Source organism: Sphingobacterium sp. R2 (genome assembly GCF_040760075.1).
GTDB lineage: Bacteria > Bacteroidota > Bacteroidia > Sphingobacteriales > Sphingobacteriaceae > Sphingobacterium.
In genome coordinates, this window is sequence record NZ_CP142884.1 from 4759668 (window position 1) to 4777450 (window position 17783).

The 17783-nt window shown below is 39.0% G+C and carries 15 protein-coding genes; 8 read left to right on the forward strand and 7 right to left on the reverse strand.

Features of this window, described 5'->3' with window-relative positions; translation table 11 throughout:
• Window positions 1-8 precede the first annotated feature (8 nt).
• The 6 genes from VXM68_RS20115 (at window position 9) to VXM68_RS20140 (ending at window position 5703) form a co-directional block, all read left to right on the forward strand.
• Window positions 9-875, forward strand: coding sequence for a helix-turn-helix transcriptional regulator (locus tag VXM68_RS20115; protein WP_293954641.1), 867 nt, complete (start codon window positions 9-11; stop codon window positions 873-875).
• 2 nt (window positions 876-877) lie between these two features.
• Entirely contained in the window at window positions 878-1303 is a 426-nt protein-coding gene (locus tag VXM68_RS20120) for a DUF983 domain-containing protein (protein ID WP_293954640.1), read from the forward strand.
• Window positions 1304-1329: 26 nt separating this feature from the next.
• The gene (locus tag VXM68_RS20125) at window positions 1330-2508 is read left to right on the forward strand and encodes a cysteine desulfurase family protein (RefSeq protein ID WP_367209804.1); all 1179 of its coding nucleotides are present in this window, start codon (window positions 1330-1332) and stop codon (window positions 2506-2508) included.
• An 81-nt stretch (window positions 2509-2589) separates the two neighbouring features.
• The gene (locus VXM68_RS20130) at window positions 2590-2916 is read left to right on the forward strand and encodes an iron-sulfur cluster assembly accessory protein (RefSeq protein WP_293954636.1); all 327 of its coding nucleotides are present in this window, start codon (window positions 2590-2592) and stop codon (window positions 2914-2916) included.
• Between the two features lie 256 nt (window positions 2917-3172).
• Window positions 3173-4219 (forward strand): aspartate--ammonia ligase, encoded by a 1047-nt coding sequence (gene asnA / locus VXM68_RS20135; RefSeq protein WP_367209805.1) that lies wholly within the window; start codon window positions 3173-3175, stop codon window positions 4217-4219.
• A 179-nt stretch (window positions 4220-4398) separates the two neighbouring features.
• Window positions 4399-5703 carry a DEAD/DEAH box helicase gene (locus VXM68_RS20140; RefSeq protein ID WP_293954632.1) on the forward strand — a complete coding sequence of 435 codons (1305 nt, stop codon included), beginning with the start codon at window positions 4399-4401 and terminating at the stop codon, window positions 5701-5703.
• 361 nt (window positions 5704-6064) lie between these two features.
• Here VXM68_RS20140 and VXM68_RS20145 read toward each other — a convergent pair whose 3' ends face one another.
• From VXM68_RS20145 to VXM68_RS20160, 4 genes are all read right to left on the reverse strand, one after another.
• Window positions 6065-6793: a menaquinone biosynthetic enzyme MqnA/MqnD family protein gene (locus tag VXM68_RS20145; RefSeq protein ID WP_294182763.1), complete on the reverse strand. Its 729-nt coding sequence runs from the start codon at window positions 6791-6793 to the stop codon at window positions 6065-6067.
• Window positions 6786-7412: a histidine phosphatase family protein gene (locus VXM68_RS20150; RefSeq protein ID WP_293954628.1), complete on the reverse strand. Its 627-nt coding sequence runs from the start codon at window positions 7410-7412 to the stop codon at window positions 6786-6788. The genes VXM68_RS20145 and VXM68_RS20150 overlap by 8 nt, the downstream gene beginning before the upstream one ends.
• 13 nt (window positions 7413-7425) lie before the next feature.
• A complete protein-coding gene (gene mqnE, locus VXM68_RS20155) occupies window positions 7426-8625 on the reverse strand; it encodes an aminofutalosine synthase MqnE (protein WP_367209806.1) in 1200 nt (399 codons plus the stop codon).
• Window positions 8626-8728: 103 nt separating this feature from the next.
• Window positions 8729-10552: an ABC transporter ATP-binding protein gene (locus VXM68_RS20160; RefSeq protein WP_367209807.1), complete on the reverse strand. Its 1824-nt coding sequence runs from the start codon at window positions 10550-10552 to the stop codon at window positions 8729-8731.
• Window positions 10553-10818: 266 nt separating this feature from the next.
• Here VXM68_RS20160 and VXM68_RS20165 point away from each other — a divergent pair, with 266 nt between their 5' ends.
• Together VXM68_RS20165 and VXM68_RS20170 are read left to right on the forward strand one after the other, a co-directional pair.
• Window positions 10819-11979: a pyridoxal phosphate-dependent aminotransferase gene (locus VXM68_RS20165; protein WP_367209808.1), complete on the forward strand. Its 1161-nt coding sequence runs from the start codon at window positions 10819-10821 to the stop codon at window positions 11977-11979.
• 128 nt (window positions 11980-12107) lie between these two features.
• A complete protein-coding gene (locus VXM68_RS20170; RefSeq protein WP_294182775.1) occupies window positions 12108-12947 on the forward strand; it encodes a prephenate dehydrogenase in 840 nt (279 codons plus the stop codon).
• A 56-nt stretch (window positions 12948-13003) separates the two neighbouring features.
• Here VXM68_RS20170 and VXM68_RS20175 read toward each other — a convergent pair whose 3' ends face one another.
• From VXM68_RS20175 to VXM68_RS20185, 3 genes are all read right to left on the reverse strand, one after another.
• Window positions 13004-14224 (reverse strand): tetratricopeptide repeat protein, encoded by a 1221-nt coding sequence (locus VXM68_RS20175; protein WP_367209809.1) that lies wholly within the window; start codon window positions 14222-14224, stop codon window positions 13004-13006.
• Window positions 14225-14260: 36 nt separating this feature from the next.
• The gene (locus tag VXM68_RS20180) at window positions 14261-14656 is read right to left on the reverse strand and encodes a hypothetical protein (RefSeq protein ID WP_293954622.1); all 396 of its coding nucleotides are present in this window, start codon (window positions 14654-14656) and stop codon (window positions 14261-14263) included.
• A gap of 100 nt (window positions 14657-14756) precedes the next feature.
• A complete protein-coding gene (locus VXM68_RS20185) occupies window positions 14757-17369 on the reverse strand; it encodes a TonB-dependent receptor (protein WP_367209810.1) in 2613 nt (870 codons plus the stop codon).
• Between the last annotated feature and the right edge of the window lie 414 nt (window positions 17370-17783).

The window sequence follows — 17783 nt, forward strand, 5'->3', positions numbered from 1 at the left end:
TTTGTGATATGATTACAAAAAACGCCATACCTATCCTTGATAGTTGTAGTATTGATCTTAACAACAACACAACACTTCATATTGATGATCTTAAAGCGTATATCATCAAACATCAAGATATGGTGTTTCCACACAAACATAATTTTTTTCATTTTGTTCTCTTCACTCAAGGTTCGGGCGAACATATCATCGATTTCAATCAGTATAAGATTGAGCCTTATCAGATCTACTTTATGGTTCCTGGCCAGGTCCATACCTGGAATTTTGTGGGAGATGAAGCCGGCTATGTTGTCAATTTCTCTATCGATTATTTTCAATCCTTTCTCCTACGTACAGATTACCTCGAACGCTTTAGTTTTTTACAAGGAAAAATTGAACATCTAATATTTATTTTGACAGAACAATATCGAAATCAAGCAACAGCAATTTTGGATCAAATCATATTTGCGAAAACGGAGCAACTATCGGAAGACTACATCCGTACACTTTTGTTGCAGTTTATATTATATATATCCATTGGTACAGAAAAGGAGCACCTCGAAAAAGGCAACCCTTACAATCATAAAATATTCAATAGCTTTCAGCAATTAGTAGAGCAACAGTTTAAAACCACAAAACTGCCCAGTATTTATGCAGATCAGTTATTTATCACACCAAATCATCTCAATGCTATCTGTAAATCCTATATTGGACAATCTGCTGGAGAAATAATACGGAACCGTATCGTTCTTGAAGCGAAACGACTTCTGGTCAATCGAAATTTAAATATTACCGAAATTGCAGATGAACTGCAATTCAAGGACAACTCTTATTTCACTAAATTTTTTAAAAAATCCGCTGGGCTCACACCTGAAGAGTTCAGAAAACAATTATAACTATGGAAAAAGTTAAATACGAATTATCTGAATTTAAAGCTGCATGGCAAGCAAAATGTCCAAGATGCAGAATAGGCCATGTGTATCAAGGACCTGCCTACGGTCTGAAAGTGCAAAAAATGAACAGCCATTGTGAATACTGCGGTCTGCGCTATGAGCGTGAACCAGGCTATTTCTATGGTGCAATGTACGTAACCTATGCTTTCGCAATCGCTGAAATGGTTACCGCTTGTATGGCAACTTATATTTTGACCGGCAACGATTCTTCATTTATACTGTATGCCACAGTTGCTATCATGAGCGTTGTGTTAATGTCTCCGTTTAACTACCGCTATTCCCGTATCATACTGATGTATTGGTTAACCCCGGGCTTAAGGTATGACCCGAATGTCAAAAAAAAGGAAGTTGACGTTAAGGCTTCAGCTTAACTTTCATTATTGATATCTTTAACCGAATGAAGGATATAATATATTTAGACAATAATGCCACCACGCGTATTTTGGACGAAGTATGGAATGAAATGACACCCTACTTCATCCAAAACTATGCAAATGCATCAAGTGTCTATCACCAAATGGGCCGTGAAGCCAATTCTGCGGTACAGCAAGCCCGCAGCGATATTGCAGCTGCGCTTAACTGTGCTCCGAAAGAAATATTCTTCAATTCTGGCGCGACGGAGAGTATCAATACCGTCATTAAAGGTATATTCGAAAAATATCAATCGAAAGGAAAGCACATTATCACCGTCGCAACGGAACATAAAGCCGTATTAAGTTGCTGTGAGCAATTGGCTAAAAAAGGAGCACATGTTACCTATCTCCCAGTCGACATCCAGGGGATGATTGCCCTGGATGATCTGAGAAATGCGATAACCGAGCAAACAATATTGGTCTGTATTATGGCGGCCAACAACGAAACAGGTATATTGGCTCCGATAACAGATATTGCCAAAATCTGCACCGAAAAAAATGTTTTATTTTTTTGTGATGCAACACAGGCCATTGGAAAAGTCAATATTGATTTACAGCAGCTGAATATTGATGTACTCTGCTTAAGTGCCCACAAAGTTTATGGACCAAAAGGAGTCGGCGCACTCTACATTCGGAGAAAATCTAAACCCATTCAAATTAGCCCGCTCATCACAGGTGGAGGCCAGGAAAATGAATTTAGAGGCGGTACATACAACGTCCCTGCAATCGTAGGACTTGGAAAGGCAATCTCAATCATTCATCCCGCATTATATAGCACAGTAGGAAGGAACCGTGACCTTTTAGAAAAGTTGTTAAGCGATATTCCCGAAATCATCATTCATGGAGGAAATGTACCGCGTCTACCAAATACAAGTTACATCAGTTTCCGACATATCCTAGCCGGCGAAATAATGAATGCCTGCCCAAAACTGGCACTTTCCTCTGGTTCCGCTTGCGTGACTGGATCCAGAGAGCCTTCCCATGTGTTAATGGCGATGGGACAGTCTAAAGAAAATGCATTATCTGCTATTCGATTTAGCTTAAGCCTATTGACCACGGAAGAGGAGATTTTCCATTGCGCGGAAATGATCAAGGAAGCCGTCAAAAAAATACGTGATCAGTCACCTATATGGCAAATGTACAAAGATAGGCTGATCAAATAATTTATGACATTCTAAAAACTTTAATACAGCAGAAATATAGCAAGATTGTACGTATCTTTGCTTTATACAAAGGATAATACTATGATTACAGTTACTGACAAGGCAAAAACTCGTATCGAGGAAATCATGAAGGATGAGCAATATGACAGCAATTACTTTGTGCGCGTTGCTGTAGAAAGTGGGGGGTGCTCGGGTTTAAGCTATAAGCTTAACTTCGACAATGAAGAAAAAAAAGGTGATCAATTTTTTGAAGATAAAGGAGTGAGAGTCTGTTTAGATATTAAATCATTTTTATATTTAGCTGGTACAGAGCTGGATTATTCAGACGGTCTGGATGGAAAGGGATTTGAATTTCACAATCCCAATGCAAGTCGCACTTGCGCTTGCGGCGAAAGCTTCTCCGTATAACTTATACCGCTAATGCAGTCTATACAAAAGAGCCTTGAATTTACTTCAAGGCTCTTTTGGTAAGCAACCCAACACTTTTTGGCTATTCAAAAGATTATTAGTTTTGTAATTAAATATTAAGCTATCTCCTTTTTGTTAGATTTTTTTTATTTTTTCAAGTTTTTAATAGATAAATATTAAAAAAGACAATTAAACACATTAACCAATGATATTTTCATACTTTTGTAGGAAATAACTGAATAAAAAAATAAAAACTATGCGTACCAATCCGCGCATGGTATTTCATTTAACACATATGGAGGGAAGAAAACTTATACATACCGAAGTTGCTATCAGCTTCGTTAAAGATACATTTGTTCAACAATTAAAAAAAGCCTTAAATTTAATTCCAATCTCTTCACCACTGGTGGTTTTGGACGGGACCGGGTTAAACGATGACCTGAATGGAATAGAGCGTCCGGTATCATTTCCAATAAAATCATTGAATGAAAAAAGAGCTGTCGTCGTACATTCCCTTGCAAAATGGAAAAGAGTACGTTTAAAAGAGCTCGAGATGTTATCTGGCGAAGGCATCGTTACAGATATGAAAGCACTGCGTCCTGATGAAGATTACACGCCTATTCACTCCATCTATGTAGACCAATGGGACTGGGAAAAGGTAATCGATAAAAATCAACGCAATTTGGCTTCGTTAAAGGAAACAGTACTAAAAATTTATGAAGCTTTGCGGTTTACCGAATTAGAGGTTGAAAACAAGTATCCACATATAAAAGCTATTCTTCCAGAAACCATTACTTTTATTTCATCTGAAGACTTGCTGCAAAAATATCCCAACCTAACCGCAAAAGAACGTGAAAATGCCATTACAAAAGAACACGGTGCCGTATTCTTACACGGAATTGGAGGTGCCCTCAGCAATGGCGTAGCTCACGATGGCCGCGCAGCGGATTACGACGACTGGAGTACAGCTAATGAAGCCGGTCACAAAGGACTGAACGGAGATATTCTTGTATGGAACCCAATTTTAAATTCAGCTTTTGAACTCTCATCTATGGGAATTCGCGTTGATAAAATGGCTCTAGCACATCAAATGGAAATCAGGAACTGCACAGAAAAATCAAAACTGACTTTTCACAGCATGCTGCTTAATGATGAATTGCCTGAATCCATGGGCGGAGGTATCGGACAATCCCGCGTCTGTATGTTTATGCTAAAGAAACAGCATATAGGCGAAGTCCAAGTCAGTATATGGGAAGAGGGCAAAAAAGAGTCTTTAAGAAGAGAAGGTATTGATATCTTATAAAACGATACCTATTAAGAATCGACGTGTCACTATCCACATTCCACTTATCCTACAAATAAGCACCCGGTAATTATCTTTTGTAGATCCGTAACCTGGTGTTTATTGTATCGATTAGCTTGGGCCTGGATATTCATCCTATATCTTCTCTGCAGACTGCTAGTATTTCGTATTTTTGTTGAATGCAGTTAAAAGCTATTTTAGACAAATTACATATTTCATCGTTGAATGAAATGCAAGAAAGGGTGCTGGAATCGTATCAGAAGGACCAGGATTTCCTATTACTTTCGCCCACAGGGTCTGGCAAAACTTTAGCCTTTTCATTACTCGTTTTGCAACAATTGAAGATGGAGGTCCGAAAAGTTCAAGTATTAATAGTAGTGCCTACCCGTGAACTTGCTTTACAGATTGAACAAGTGCTGCGCAAGGTAGCGACAGGCCACAAAATCACCTGCGCATATGGTGGACATAGTACACGGATCGAAAAAAATGCCTTCAAGGATGCACCTGGAATTATCATTGGAACACCAGGACGTATAAAACAGCATATTGAAGAGCAAAATTTTGATCCCTCCAACATCCACACTCTTGTGCTTGACGAGTTTGATAAATCATTGGAACTCGGATTCCAGCATCAAATGGATTTTATTATTCAACATATCCCTACGATTAAGTCAAGAATATTAACTTCCGCAACGATGATGGATACGCTCCCACCATTCACACAAATAAAGCAGCCTATTCTTGTTGACTTTCTTCATAACGCGAAACATAACCCGCAGATTACGATTAAAAAAGTAGTTGCTCCCGTTCAGAAGAAATTAGAGGCACTACTTAAGCTCATCTGCAAGATTGGCACAAAAAAAATGATTATCTTCTGCAATCACCGCGATGCAGTAGATCACATTAGTGAACTTCTGGACAATCGCAATATTATCCACGATACCTTTCATGGCGGACTTGAACAGCAGGATCGCGAGCTGGCACTTCTCAAATTCCGAAACCATTCTAATCATGTACTGATCACAACAGACCTTGCTGCAAGGGGATTAGATATTCCAGAAGTTGATGCCATTATACATTACCAGTTGCCGCACAAAGAAGACGACTTTATTCACCGCAATGGACGTACAGCCCGTATGCAAGCGCAAGGTGATGTCTATGTAATCCTCAAACCAGAAGAAATATACCCTTACATTCCAATAGAAATACCTGAGGAAGAATTTCCGGAATTCTATGACCTCCCTCAAAACTCACCATTTGCAACACTTTATATTAGTGCCGGGCGAAAGGATAAGATCAACAAAATTGATATTGTCGGATTTTTGCTCAATTTAGAAGGGATTGAGAAGGATGACATTGGTATTATAGAAGTAAAAGACAAATCGGCCTACGTCGCTGTTAGAAGAAAATTTGCTTCTATTATTATTAATAAAGCCAATGGTCAAAAAATTAAGGGGCGTAAAGTGAAAATTGGACGCACCTAATGACGCACACATAGTCTATTAGAAATCCAAGTATGAATCAAATTTTGGGCTTGCATTTCTTTTTCCAGGAATTTGTGTTATACTATTTCGAATGACGAATTGAGTGACATATGGTTAAAATCAGCCGTTAGCAAAGGCAATATAAGGATAAATAATACGGTAATCTGACTTACTTATTCATGTAAATCTGATGATAGAAAAGTTCGATGATGAGAATAATGAAGGTCGAGTTTAGACGACATATAAAATCGCCAGATAAGCAGTATATATCAATGTAAATAGCTCATCTGGCGATCGAATCCGAAAATATTTAAGGTAGTAATTTTAAAACATTAATCCGCTTAGGTAGAAGACCCCACGATTAATCCAATGCTTTTAAATAACGAAGATACAATTGGACAGCCTCCCGCTTTTTATCTGTTAAATGGAAATCGAGATGCTGTGTTAAATATTTTGAGTAATCGAAGCCTTTAAACTCGGGTAGACCGGCAATAACGTCGGTTGCATGTTCCACACCATACGATAAAGCCTCATTAAATTGTTCCACAAAAGATACTGGAAGCTCTTTATTGCTTACCCATAAAGCGAAAGCGAAGGGCAATCCTGTAAAATTAAACCACTCTTTTCCCAGATCGTAGAGGTATGGAACTGTGTCCTTTTTGCCGAAGGTGCGATCTCCGATTAACACATAAGCATCTGCCTCGACAGATTCGTCCGTGACCAATTCTACTTCTTTCTTCCAATAATTCTTAATCAATATACGGGCTAATCCATTTGATGTACGCGATTGCTTATCCAAACGTAAGGTTTCCACCTCTTCAATAGGTCTATTAGCAAAAATAAATACGGAATCCACGGCACCTTCTGTACCTATACAAAAATCTGTATTAATATAATATTCAGGAAGACTTAATAAAGCAGCTGTCGGGATAATACCGATATCAGCTTCGTTATCAATTACTTTCTGTGCACATGCGCTTGGATAATCGACACTCAAGTCAATCTGCTCCATTATTTTTGATTGACGTATACCGTTCAGAAATGGATACGTATTTGTATACGATACGGCAGAAACTCTAATTTTATTCATCTATCAATGCTTCTAAGTGTGCAATATTGTAATGGTCTACAATCTCAAATTGACCATTATCATACTGCAATTTATATAAAGCAGTATTGGTGTGCGGAAAATCATCCATATAACGGGCCTCTACGCCCGTCATGAGGCAAAGCATGATCCTTAATGCACGTCCGTGCATACATACGAGAATATTCTCTTCGTCTGTCTGAGCAAGCATATGATCCAAAGCGACCCGTTGACGAGCCATCAGCTCATTGGGAGACTCTCCGTTTTCAATACTGACATCCAATTCTCCGTTGCGCCATGCTGCGACTAATTTTTCAAAACCAGCTAACAACTCCGGTGTTTGCTCTTTTCCCTCATAAACTCCCCAGCTTATTTCATCCAATCCAACGAGTTGTTCCCAAGGTACGTTCAAATCAAGAAATCCCTGTACAGTTTGATGCGTGCGCAATAAGGTAGAGGTATATATTTTATCAAAAGGCACGTTACTGTAACGATCAAAGAAAGCCTGAGCTTGCGCTACCCCCATAGTGTTCAGCGGCGAATTAACCCCTCTCCCCTGTACAATGCCTTTTAAATTTAGATCAGTCTGTCCGTGCCGTATAAAATAAAATGTCTTTTTCAAAGTATGAGTCTAGTTATGAATTAACAACAGGTAATGCGTAATAACTTTTCTTTTGGTTACCGTGATCAAACACAACATCTTTATAATCTGTAACCACGTTATACAGTGTATCTCTTTCAATAGGATGACGTCCAACATTTTTTATGAGTTCAACAACTTCTTGGGTGGTCATTCCCGGCTTTTGCTCCTCCGCTCCTGCCATGCTGTATATCTTTGTTGTATCGTCCAGTGTTCCATCGATATCATCTACGCCAAAGGCCAAGGATAGCTGCGCTGTATCTCTTGAAATCATTGCCCAGTAGGCCTTGATGTGATCAAAATTATCCATGTATATCCGAGCAACGGCATAATTTCTCAAGTCCTCTATCACAGATGCTTCTGGAATATGGGACATTTGGTTCCCTTTATTTCTAAATTTCAAGGGAATAAATGTCTGAAAGCCCCCCGTCTTATCCTGCAATTGTCTTAAGCGATCCATGTGATCAACGCGGTGCCAAAACTGTTCGATATGACCATAAAGCATGGTTGCGTTGGTGTGCATACCTAGCTTGTGTGCCTGCTCGTGAATATCTAACCATTGTTCAGCCGTACATTTATCATGCGCGATCTGTACTCTCACTTCTGGATGAAAAATCTCTGCACCTCCTCCCGGCATAGAATCCAACCCACAAGATTGCAAATACTTGAGGCCATCGTAATGGCTCAGTTTTGCCTTCTTAAAAATATAGTAATATTCAACAGGTGTAAGTCCTTTGATATGCAGTTCAGGACGGTGCTCCTTACATCTACGGAAAAAATCGGCGTAAAACTCGAGGTTTTGTTTAGGAACTACACCTCCTGTGATATGAACTTCCGTCACAGGCTCATTGTCATATTTTTTGACAATATCCATCATACCGTCAACCTCCATCTCCCAGCCTTCTGCGCGCTCTTTTATGAGCCTCGAATATGAACAGAACTTACAGTCATAGACACAGACATTGGTCGGCTCGATGTGAAAATTACGATTAAAAAAAGTACGGTCACCATGCCGCTTCTCACGGATATAATTCGCAAGTACACCAAGATACCCCAACTCACCTTTTTCATACAAAAGAACCCCTTCATCAAACGTGATACGCTGCTCCCGCAAAACTTTCTCCGCTATATTTCTCAATTCAACCGCTAAGTTTTTGTCGTTAATCAAGAAATTCAATTTATCCATTGCGTTCATTAAATCTATCTCCTATCTTAAATCAAATGTACCGAAAAGGCTACAAAAGTTATAATAAAAAAATGTGCCAACAACTAATTTGACAAAGCGCTTAAAAAGTGTCCTAGTCTGTAAATTGTTGCATTTCGATTAATTTCCGATACAATCCTTCACGCTGTATCAGCTCACTATGACTACCGATCTCTACAATCTTCCCCGCTTCAATAACAACAATTTTGTCTGCATTCTGAATGGTACTTAAGCGATGCGCAATGACAACTGTTGTTCTATTATCCATTAATTTATAAAGAGAGTCCTGTACCAATTTCTCAGATTCAGTATCCAAAGCCGAAGTTGCTTCATCGAGTAGCATAATTGGCGGATTTTTTAAGACGGCTCGCGCAATACATATGCGCTGACGTTGACCACCTGATAATTTGCCACCCCTATCACCAATATTGGTCTGGTAACCATGCTCCGTTTTTAAAATAAATTCATGTGCATTCGCAATCCGTGCAGCAGCTTCTACTTCCTCCGGACTTGCAGAAACATTGGCAAAAGCAATATTGTTAAAGATCGTATCATTAAACAAAATAGATTCCTGATTCACTACACCGATCATATCCCGTAAAGAATCCTGGTTTAGCGCCCTCAAATCTGTACCATCAAAGAGAATCTGCCCACCCGTAACGTCCATAAATCTCGGAATTAAATCGACTAAAGTCGATTTACCTCCTCCTGAGGGACCTACCAATGCAACGATTTTCCCTTTTTCTATCGTTAAATCAATATGCTGTAAGATTTCTTTGTCTCGGTTATACGAGAAGCTCACCTGGTTAAATACGATACTTTTCTCAAAGCTTTTAACAAGTTTGGCACCCTCGGAATCCTTCACTTCAGTCTTTTCATCAATAAGTTCCAAAACCCGTTCACCCGCGGCAAGACCATTGTGGATACCACTAAAAGAATCCGTTAAAGCTTTTGCAGGACGCATGACCTGTGAAAAAATAGCGATGTAGGCAATAAACTCCGGTGCGGTCAGACTTCTGTCGCCCGAAAGGACCAAATGACCACCATACAGAAGAATAATTGCCACCATAATAACGCCAAGCAATTCAGAAACTGGCGAACTTAACTGTTGCCGCTTAGCCATAGTACGGCCAATATTCGCATAGTGTTCGTTTTCATTATGAAACCTGTCCTTAATAAATGATACTCCATTAAAAGCTTTAATTATTTTGATGCCAGACAACGCTTCATCCAAATAGGATATCATGTTTCCATAAGATTCCTGAGCAGCATGGGCCTGAGTTTTGAGATTTTTAACAATCCTTGCGATAAAAAAACCAGAGATGGGAATAACCAAGAGCGAAAAGAATGTTAATTGTGCTGAAATGTTAAACAGCATGACAATATACGCTATTAGCTGCAAAGGCTCTTTAAAAACAACTTGTAAAGTTCCTGTAACAGAATACTGCACAACTTGTACATCGGAAGCAACCTTCGATACAATATCTCCTTTACGCTGTCCCGTAAAATAGCCAACATGCAGATTCATCACGTTATCAAAAACCGCTCTGCGCAATTTGAGTAAAGTATGAATGCGAAAATTCTCCATGATACGTTGGCAGAAATAACGAAACAGATTGCTGATAAAAACTGAAATTACAATCACAATACACACGTATTTTAACGCGCCATAGGCTCCAAGCTGGTTATTGGCAACACTTGCATAGTAATTAAACCACGCGAGAATGTCGGTATAAGTCTCGGGTTTTACCGCTTCGACGGTCGCATTACCAGCGTTAAATAGTGTATGGAGTAATGGAGCAAGCAATGCTAAATTTAATGTACTAAAAATAACCGTGATCAGCGTGAAAATTACATATGGGATTGCAAATTTCTCAATGGGTTTAGCAAACGATAAGAGCCTAAAATATGTTTTCATTTAATTTCAACTTAGACAAACTACTCTTCAAAAAAATAGTAACTCGTCGATCTCTCCTCTTCCTTTCAGATTTTTATGGAGGAAATTGAACAAAAATAACAAATTAATCAACAAAAGCAGCCATCGTGTTAAGGGACTATAAAATTGTTGCATCGAAAAAACAAAGCAATTAACCTGTACGCTTTGAAAAATCGATAAAAAAATCTCATTTTAATGGATAATTTCCTAATTTAGCCTTATTAAAACACCATATTTAGTAAAATAAAATGCGAATAGACGTTGCCAAAAGATTGCAGCACACCGAGGAATATTATTTCTCCAAAAAATTAAGAGAAATAGACGAGCTAAATAAACAGGGTGCGCGTGTAATCAACCTAGGAATCGGAAGTCCAGATTTGCCACCGCATCCGGAGGTAATCGAGACATTAAGTACGAATGCCCAACTCCCAAATGCGCATGGCTATCAAAATTATAAAGGTGCTCCTGACCTACGACAAGCCGTTGCGGATTGGTATCAACGTTATTATCAGGCAACTTTTAATACAAATTCAGAAATACTCCCCTTAATTGGATCAAAAGAGGGAATTGTGCACATCTGCATGACTTATCTTCAAGAAGGAGACCAAGCGCTTATCCCCAATCCTGGATACCCTGCTTACGCTGCAGCCGTACGGCTGAGTGGTGCTGAAGCGATTACCTATAACCTAACGGAAGAGAAGAATTGGCTTATTGATTTGGATGAACTCAGAAAACAGGATTTGTCAAAAGTTAAATTGATGTGGATAAACTATCCCCATATGCCAACTGGGGCCTCTGCGCCTGATGTATTTTATCAGGAGCTGATTCAATTTGCCAAAACGCACAACATACTGATTTGCCACGACAATCCATACAGCTTTATTCTTACAGATACGCCAAGAAGCATTATGAGCATACCGGGTTCGAAAGACGTGGCCATTGAATTAAATTCCCTGAGCAAATCTTCCAATATGGCCGGATGGCGCATTGGTGTGCTCGTCGGTGCCGAAGAACATATAAATCAAGTGCTGCGTTTCAAAAGCAACATGGACTCAGGTATGTTTTTACCTGTTCAGCTGGCGGCTGCAAAAGCCTTACAACTTGATGCATCCTGGTATACCGATCTAAACAAAATTTACGCCGAAAGACGGCAACAGGTTTATGAAATTATGGATTTGCTTGACTGCTCCTATCAAAAAGACCAGGTAGGCCTCTTTGTCTGGGCCCGTATACCTGAAAAATATAAAGATGGGTATGCGCTAAGCGACGCTGTTTTGGAGAAATCAAGGGTGTTCATCACACCTGGCGGAATTTTCGGAGATAAAGGCGATGAATATATCCGCATCAGTCTCTGCGCTACAGTAGCGGTACTCAAAGAATCAATACAGCGCATTCAAGATAATTTCTAACCCTTATAATGTCTGGGAGGCCTAAAAGCATAGAAATTTAATTAGTATAATTTATCAACAAACAACCACGGTGTAGGTGTTCCTGTATAACCCTTGAACAAAAATACGCTTAATATAATTGTTTACATATGAACATTGCCATTGTAGGCGTAGGCTTGATCGGCGGCTCGGCTGCCATTCGCCTAAAAGAAACAAAATTCTGCGACAAAATCATCGGTGTAGATAAAAGTCAGAAGAACTTAGATAAAGCAATGCATATCGGCTTCATTGACGAAACAGCAAGCTTAGAAGATGCGATTAAGCGGTGTAAAGTATTGGTGCTCACAATCCCTGTTGATGCCATTTTAGATGTTGTTCCTCAAATTTTGGATCTGGTCACCGATCAGGTCGTCATTGATATGGGATCAACGAAAATAAACATTCTCAATAAAATTAAGAATCATCCTAACAGGGGGCGTTATGTAGCAGCCCATCCCATGGCCGGAACAGAATATTCAGGACCAGAAGCAGCTGTAGCCGGCTTGTTCAAAGGCAAAATGATGGTATATGTCGAAGCATTTAAAACCGATGAGGATGCGTTTGAGATCGCCGATGCCATCACCGACCAATTGGAGATGCGCAGCTGTTTTATGAATGCCGATGAACACGATGTACATACCGCTTATGTATCCCACATCTCCCATCTCACTTCTTTTGCACTTGCCTTAACAGTATTGGAAAAAGAAAAATCTCAGGGACGTATCTTTGAACTGGCGGGCTCCGGATTTGAATCTACGGTTCGTCTGGCCAAAAGTTCGCCCGATATGTGGACACCGATTTTCAAGCAGAATCGAGAAAACGTACTCGAAGTGCTCGAAGAGCATATCAAGCAGCTTCAATCCCTGCATGACGCTATTGCTACAGAGGATTATGACAAATTACACAAACTCATTACCCGTTCCAATAAGATAAAAAGGATTATTAAATAAGGGTTTATCACTAGAAACAGTACGCGTAAACAAGGCCCTACTCAGGTCGGCCTTGTTTATTCATCTTCCAATTCATTGAACTTATCCAAGTCGGCTCTCGCTCCGACAGCATCACCCAATTTTTCGCGAATTGCGGCACGATAAGAATACAAATCAGAATAATATGGATTCAGATCGATCGCTTTGGAATAATCTGCCAGGGCTCCCTCAAAATTCTCGAGCTTTTCATTCAGATCGGCTCGCAATGAATATACATAAAAATCTTCCGGATTGAGACTAACAAGACGGTCAAAATCCAGTAATGCTTCCTTAAAATTACCCAACCGCTCGAATAAAGAGGCTCTTTCTTCATACACAATCGACGAATGACCATCTATTTCTTCTGCCTGAGCATAGTCTTCCAAAGCTGTTTGGTAATTGCGGTAAGATTCAAAAACTTTTGCGCGAAATATATAAGCAGCAGATCGGTTCTTATCAAGAGCGATGGCCTGATTAAAATCAGACAATGCCAATTCAAAACAGGTCAATTTCAGGTATAAACTCCCCCTGAAAACAAAAAGACTGCTATCGCTACCGCCAGCTTCAACAATTGCACACGAATAAAGATTGATGGCCTTTAGATAGCTATAGGAATGAACATATTCAAGACCCAGCCCATTTATTTCGTCCTTACTTAGCTGTTGAGATTTTGATTCCAGCTCCTGAATAACCAAATTTTCAGCTTCGAAATAAGTCAATTCAGCCTGATTTTCCTGCCATTCCAATACACTATGGTAATTAAAATCTAGTCTCTTCGCAATCTGATAATCATAAAACGCCCCCTCATCTTCCTCGATCTGCCTATAGATTAAACAACGGCTGGCATAGAAGAATGGTTCTTCTGGAAAGTGCTCGATAGCATTTGTGAACGTTGCAACGGCTTTATCATAATTGCCTATCTTAACATAATAAAGTCCCAAATAACTATAGGCGAGCGCATGATGAGTTAAATCAATAGCCTCCTCAAACAATGCTACAGGATTACCATTCTCAAGGATACCTATATTAAACCCTTGCAAGAGGCATCGAAGAGCATGATCTCCCAATTCAGCAAGCCAATCAGACGGAAAAGACGGACAAGATTGAGGAAAAAATGACGCAATGGGCAAAAAAGAGAACTTAGCAAGAAGGATGGGTACTGGCAGTGTAAAATCTGATTCTACAAAAGTATTGTTTTGAAGAATAACAGCTAAATTCGAAAACATATGCTTCATACTCAAAACTAAGTTAAATTTCATTACAAACGAAATTTAACAATCGATCAACAGCTATATTTACTTAAGCTTATCGTTTACCTCGCCTGTTAAGTACAAATATTTATAACGGATAATATCTCTTGAATTGGTAAAACGGATTAATTTTTCCTTCTTGAAAACATAATTCGACACCTTTTCTTCCATCAAACGCAAAAATTCGACAAATTCAGCAAAAAAGTTCTGACGCTCGAGTGGTGTAAACTGGCTGTTCTTAACAATCCAGAAGAATTGCTCCTCATTCACGTGGAAGGAAACCTCATTGTGCTTCTCTTTTCGAAAAATAAAGATTGGATCATTTTCCTGGTTAATAAATAGAGCAAAGCCAGTATTTCCACCATCCAGATTAACGACAAAAGCAGAAAAATAGACAGTACCGATCTGTAAACTTTCCAGACAAATTAATTTATGCAACATCAGGTTGACAATTAGATCACCTAAAATTATTAAGTTTTTATTTAAAAACAAAAAAAGCTCACAAAATATTGTGAGCTTTTTGTAATTAGAGTAAAATTTACTAGAAGGTAAATTTTACCGATGCGTTCCAAGTTCTACCCTGTCCGATTAAAACGAAATTGGATGTATCTATACCATTCCAAGAATTGTTAATATCTGTAACCAAGTTGCTGGATGTTGCTTCAGAAATATAAAACTTATTCAACACATTATTCATGTTAACACGGAAACTTATGTCGTTCTTGTCACTCACCTGAAGATGGTAAGAAAGACCTGCGTCCAAAAGATTAAAAGACGGTAATTTCAGATAGCGACCATAAGTTTGCCCATCGATTACTTCTCTACGATAATTCGATGCATACAAACGCTCATAGTATCTGTAATTTGCATCTACAGATAGCCCCTTAAACACTTTATATTTAGCACCAAATCCATAAGAAGTTTGTGCCGCATTACCAACATGTTCACCGGTTAAGTTAACCTGAGAACGTCCCAATTCGACGCGGTTATCGTTACGTACAACCGAGTTTACTGCACCATCGTATTTCCAGTCACCTATCGATAAAAATCCTGTTAGGCTTAATTTTTCGATTGGGCGGGCCTCAAAATCAACTTCTACCCCTCTATGCACCTGTTTTACACCGTAATTTGTTGTATATAAGTAGGCACCTCCGACTAAAATACCAGGATCATTTGTTGGATTGTATTTTTTCACATCATCAGCCGTCGCTAAACTTGAGCTTCCAGTAACACGATTTTCCCAGGTTGTGCGGTAAACATTGACGTTCACATCCAAAAATCGAGAGGCAAACTTATAGCCAGCTTCTAAACCCAGGATTTTTTCATTTTCGGCATTTTCATTGATATCATTTGCATAATTCATGAAAATATTGTTTTGATAAGGCTGACGGGAATAATACCCTGCATTACCAAAAATACTATGATGCCCCAAGGTATAACTTACACCACCTTTCGTATTGTATCCAAAGTTGTTCACGTCTTTAGAATCCTCATTACCCGGGGTGTATTGAAAATAATCAGAACGTTTGTTTTGCTGTTCAGAAACCGATCCTTGAAAAAATGCCGTAAAGCCATCTTTGGCATATTCCAATTGACCAAACAGACCTCCATAACGGATGTATTGGTTGTAATCCCAAGCTAAACGTTCATCACGCGAATCAGGTTTGCTGGAGAATGCTTTCCAAGGATTTGTTGAGTATGTATTGGTAACCAATGGCTTATTAGGAAAATTAACATTACCCCCCAATACAACACCATTTGTATTTCCAAGAGGATCAGTCAATTTGCGATAATGTGTACCCTTATAATCCCTTACATCAAAACCCACATTGAAATTTAAGGATTCCGAAAGTTTACGGTTATAGTTAGAAACTATACCAAACCATTGGTGATTGTTCACATCGGCAGCTAAGTATTTACCTGTATTGTATTTATCACTGCGCAAAGATTGCCCCCCACCTGCTGCTAAAGAAGCGTATACAACGGTAGATAAAGATGATTTATCGTCGATCGTCCAGTCCCAGTTTAAGTTGGCGACAGGCTTATGATAAAAATTCTTCTGCGCATTCATCATCACGCCATTTGCATCCTTATAATTGTCGTTATAACGTCTGCCATTAGCTAGATAATTGGACAATTTTGAGGTATACCCTTGGTTATGCCATTGTGGAGCACCTGTTACCATAAAGTTCAGGTTGTGTTTTTCGTTCGCTTTATATCCGACAGACAGGAAATAACTTTGTCCAGCACCTTCTGTATGATCCATATAACCGTTACCTGACCACTGTGTAAACATAGCCGAAACAGCAAAGCCGTTTTTCATCAGACCGGTATTGTAACCTACCGTTGCCTTCATAAACATATCGTTACCAACAGTGGTACGAACAAAACCACCCTCTTTCATTGCAGTGGATTGTGTCACGTAATTTACGGTTCCGCCGACAGATGAAATCGCTAATTTAGACGATCCCAAACCACGTTGAATCTGCACTAAAGAGGCAATATCTGTAAGTCCCGACCAATTTGACCAATATACACTTCCATTGTCCATACCATTGATAGGCTGACCGTTCAACAAAAATGCTGTATTGGACTGATCAAAACCACGTGTTGTCATAGAAGACTCACCAAAACCTTTTGCCTGACCAGTGATATAAACCGAAGGGGTATTAGCTAATGCTGAAGTAATATCCTGTGCTCCTACCCTTTCCTCTAAATCCTGCTTACGGATCGTCGAAACGGCAATCGGTGTCTTTCTTCCTGCTGCAATATCGATAACCCCATGACCGACAACAACAACCTCATCCAAATTTGTTGAAGATCCAGCCGTAAAAATTGGATTGATATTCAACGATTCCTCCGATTTCAGCATGATGTTTTCGAAAACAACAGGCGTTTCGCCAATGTAAGTTACCTCTACTTTGTAGGGGCCTCCTTCTTGAAGATTTGAAATTTGAAATTTTCCTTGGGCATCGGCTGAGCCACTTACTACTTGTCCACTTGGGATGTGGGTAATTTTAATGGTTGCTCCTTTAACCGTTTGTCCAGTAGCTTCTTTGACAACTCCTGAAACCGAACCAGTATTTGCTGTTTGACCTTGAACGGCACCATAACTAGCAAAAACAAGGGCAAAAAAAAGTAAAGACTTTTTCATGTTAGATGTGATTGTTTTGTTTTTGTGCCGCAAAATTAGGAATTGATTGTCTTTTTAACTAATTTTAACAATACCAATATGATGCAGTATCTCTATATAGAGAGAATAAATTTTAATCTTCCACAGAAAAATAGCAAATTTCAGCAAAAAGAGGCAAAAAAAATACAGCAGACTTAAAATAAATACAACACATCCATCCTATTCATGGAAAAACAGCAAAAATAATCAAAATAATATTTTGTCTGTTTTGAATAAATCAAAATTTATCAATTTTACGATTTTTATGAATTGAATACAAGATTTCATACTCTATCCTCATGAGATGCTAAAAATTGTTTCTTTCAATCCGTAGTTTCCTCCTACCTACTTTTCTTCCCATAACAGCTGAAATAAGCCTATAAATAATTAACTTTA

Excerpts from the sequence above, each read along its gene's own strand:
- VXM68_RS20175 (WP_367209809.1), bottom strand. The coding sequence starts at position 14,224 with ATGAAATTTAACTTAGTTTTGAGTATGAAGCATATGTTTTCGAATTTA.
- VXM68_RS20115 (WP_293954641.1), top strand. The coding sequence starts at position 9 with ATGATTACAAAAAACGCCATACCTATCCTTGATAGTTGTAGTATTGAT.
- VXM68_RS20170 (WP_294182775.1), top strand. The coding sequence starts at position 12,108 with ATGAACATTGCCATTGTAGGCGTAGGCTTGATCGGCGGCTCGGCTGCC.
- VXM68_RS20185 (WP_367209810.1), bottom strand. The coding sequence starts at position 17,369 with ATGAAAAAGTCTTTACTTTTTTTTGCCCTTGTTTTTGCTAGTTATGGT.
- VXM68_RS20180 (WP_293954622.1), bottom strand. The coding sequence starts at position 14,656 with ATGTTGCATAAATTAATTTGTCTGGAAAGTTTACAGATCGGTACTGTC.
- asnA (WP_367209805.1), top strand. The coding sequence starts at position 3,173 with ATGCGTACCAATCCGCGCATGGTATTTCATTTAACACATATGGAGGGA.
- VXM68_RS20130 (WP_293954636.1), top strand. The coding sequence starts at position 2,590 with ATGATTACAGTTACTGACAAGGCAAAAACTCGTATCGAGGAAATCATG.
- VXM68_RS20145 (WP_294182763.1), bottom strand. The coding sequence starts at position 6,793 with ATGAATAAAATTAGAGTTTCTGCCGTATCGTATACAAATACGTATCCA.
- VXM68_RS20140 (WP_293954632.1), top strand. The coding sequence starts at position 4,399 with ATGCAGTTAAAAGCTATTTTAGACAAATTACATATTTCATCGTTGAAT.
- VXM68_RS20120 (WP_293954640.1), top strand. The coding sequence starts at position 878 with ATGGAAAAAGTTAAATACGAATTATCTGAATTTAAAGCTGCATGGCAA.
- mqnE (WP_367209806.1), bottom strand. The coding sequence starts at position 8,625 with ATGAACGCAATGGATAAATTGAATTTCTTGATTAACGACAAAAACTTA.
- VXM68_RS20125 (WP_367209804.1), top strand. The coding sequence starts at position 1,330 with ATGAAGGATATAATATATTTAGACAATAATGCCACCACGCGTATTTTG.
- VXM68_RS20165 (WP_367209808.1), top strand. The coding sequence starts at position 10,819 with ATGCGAATAGACGTTGCCAAAAGATTGCAGCACACCGAGGAATATTAT.
- VXM68_RS20160 (WP_367209807.1), bottom strand. The coding sequence starts at position 10,552 with ATGAAAACATATTTTAGGCTCTTATCGTTTGCTAAACCCATTGAGAAA.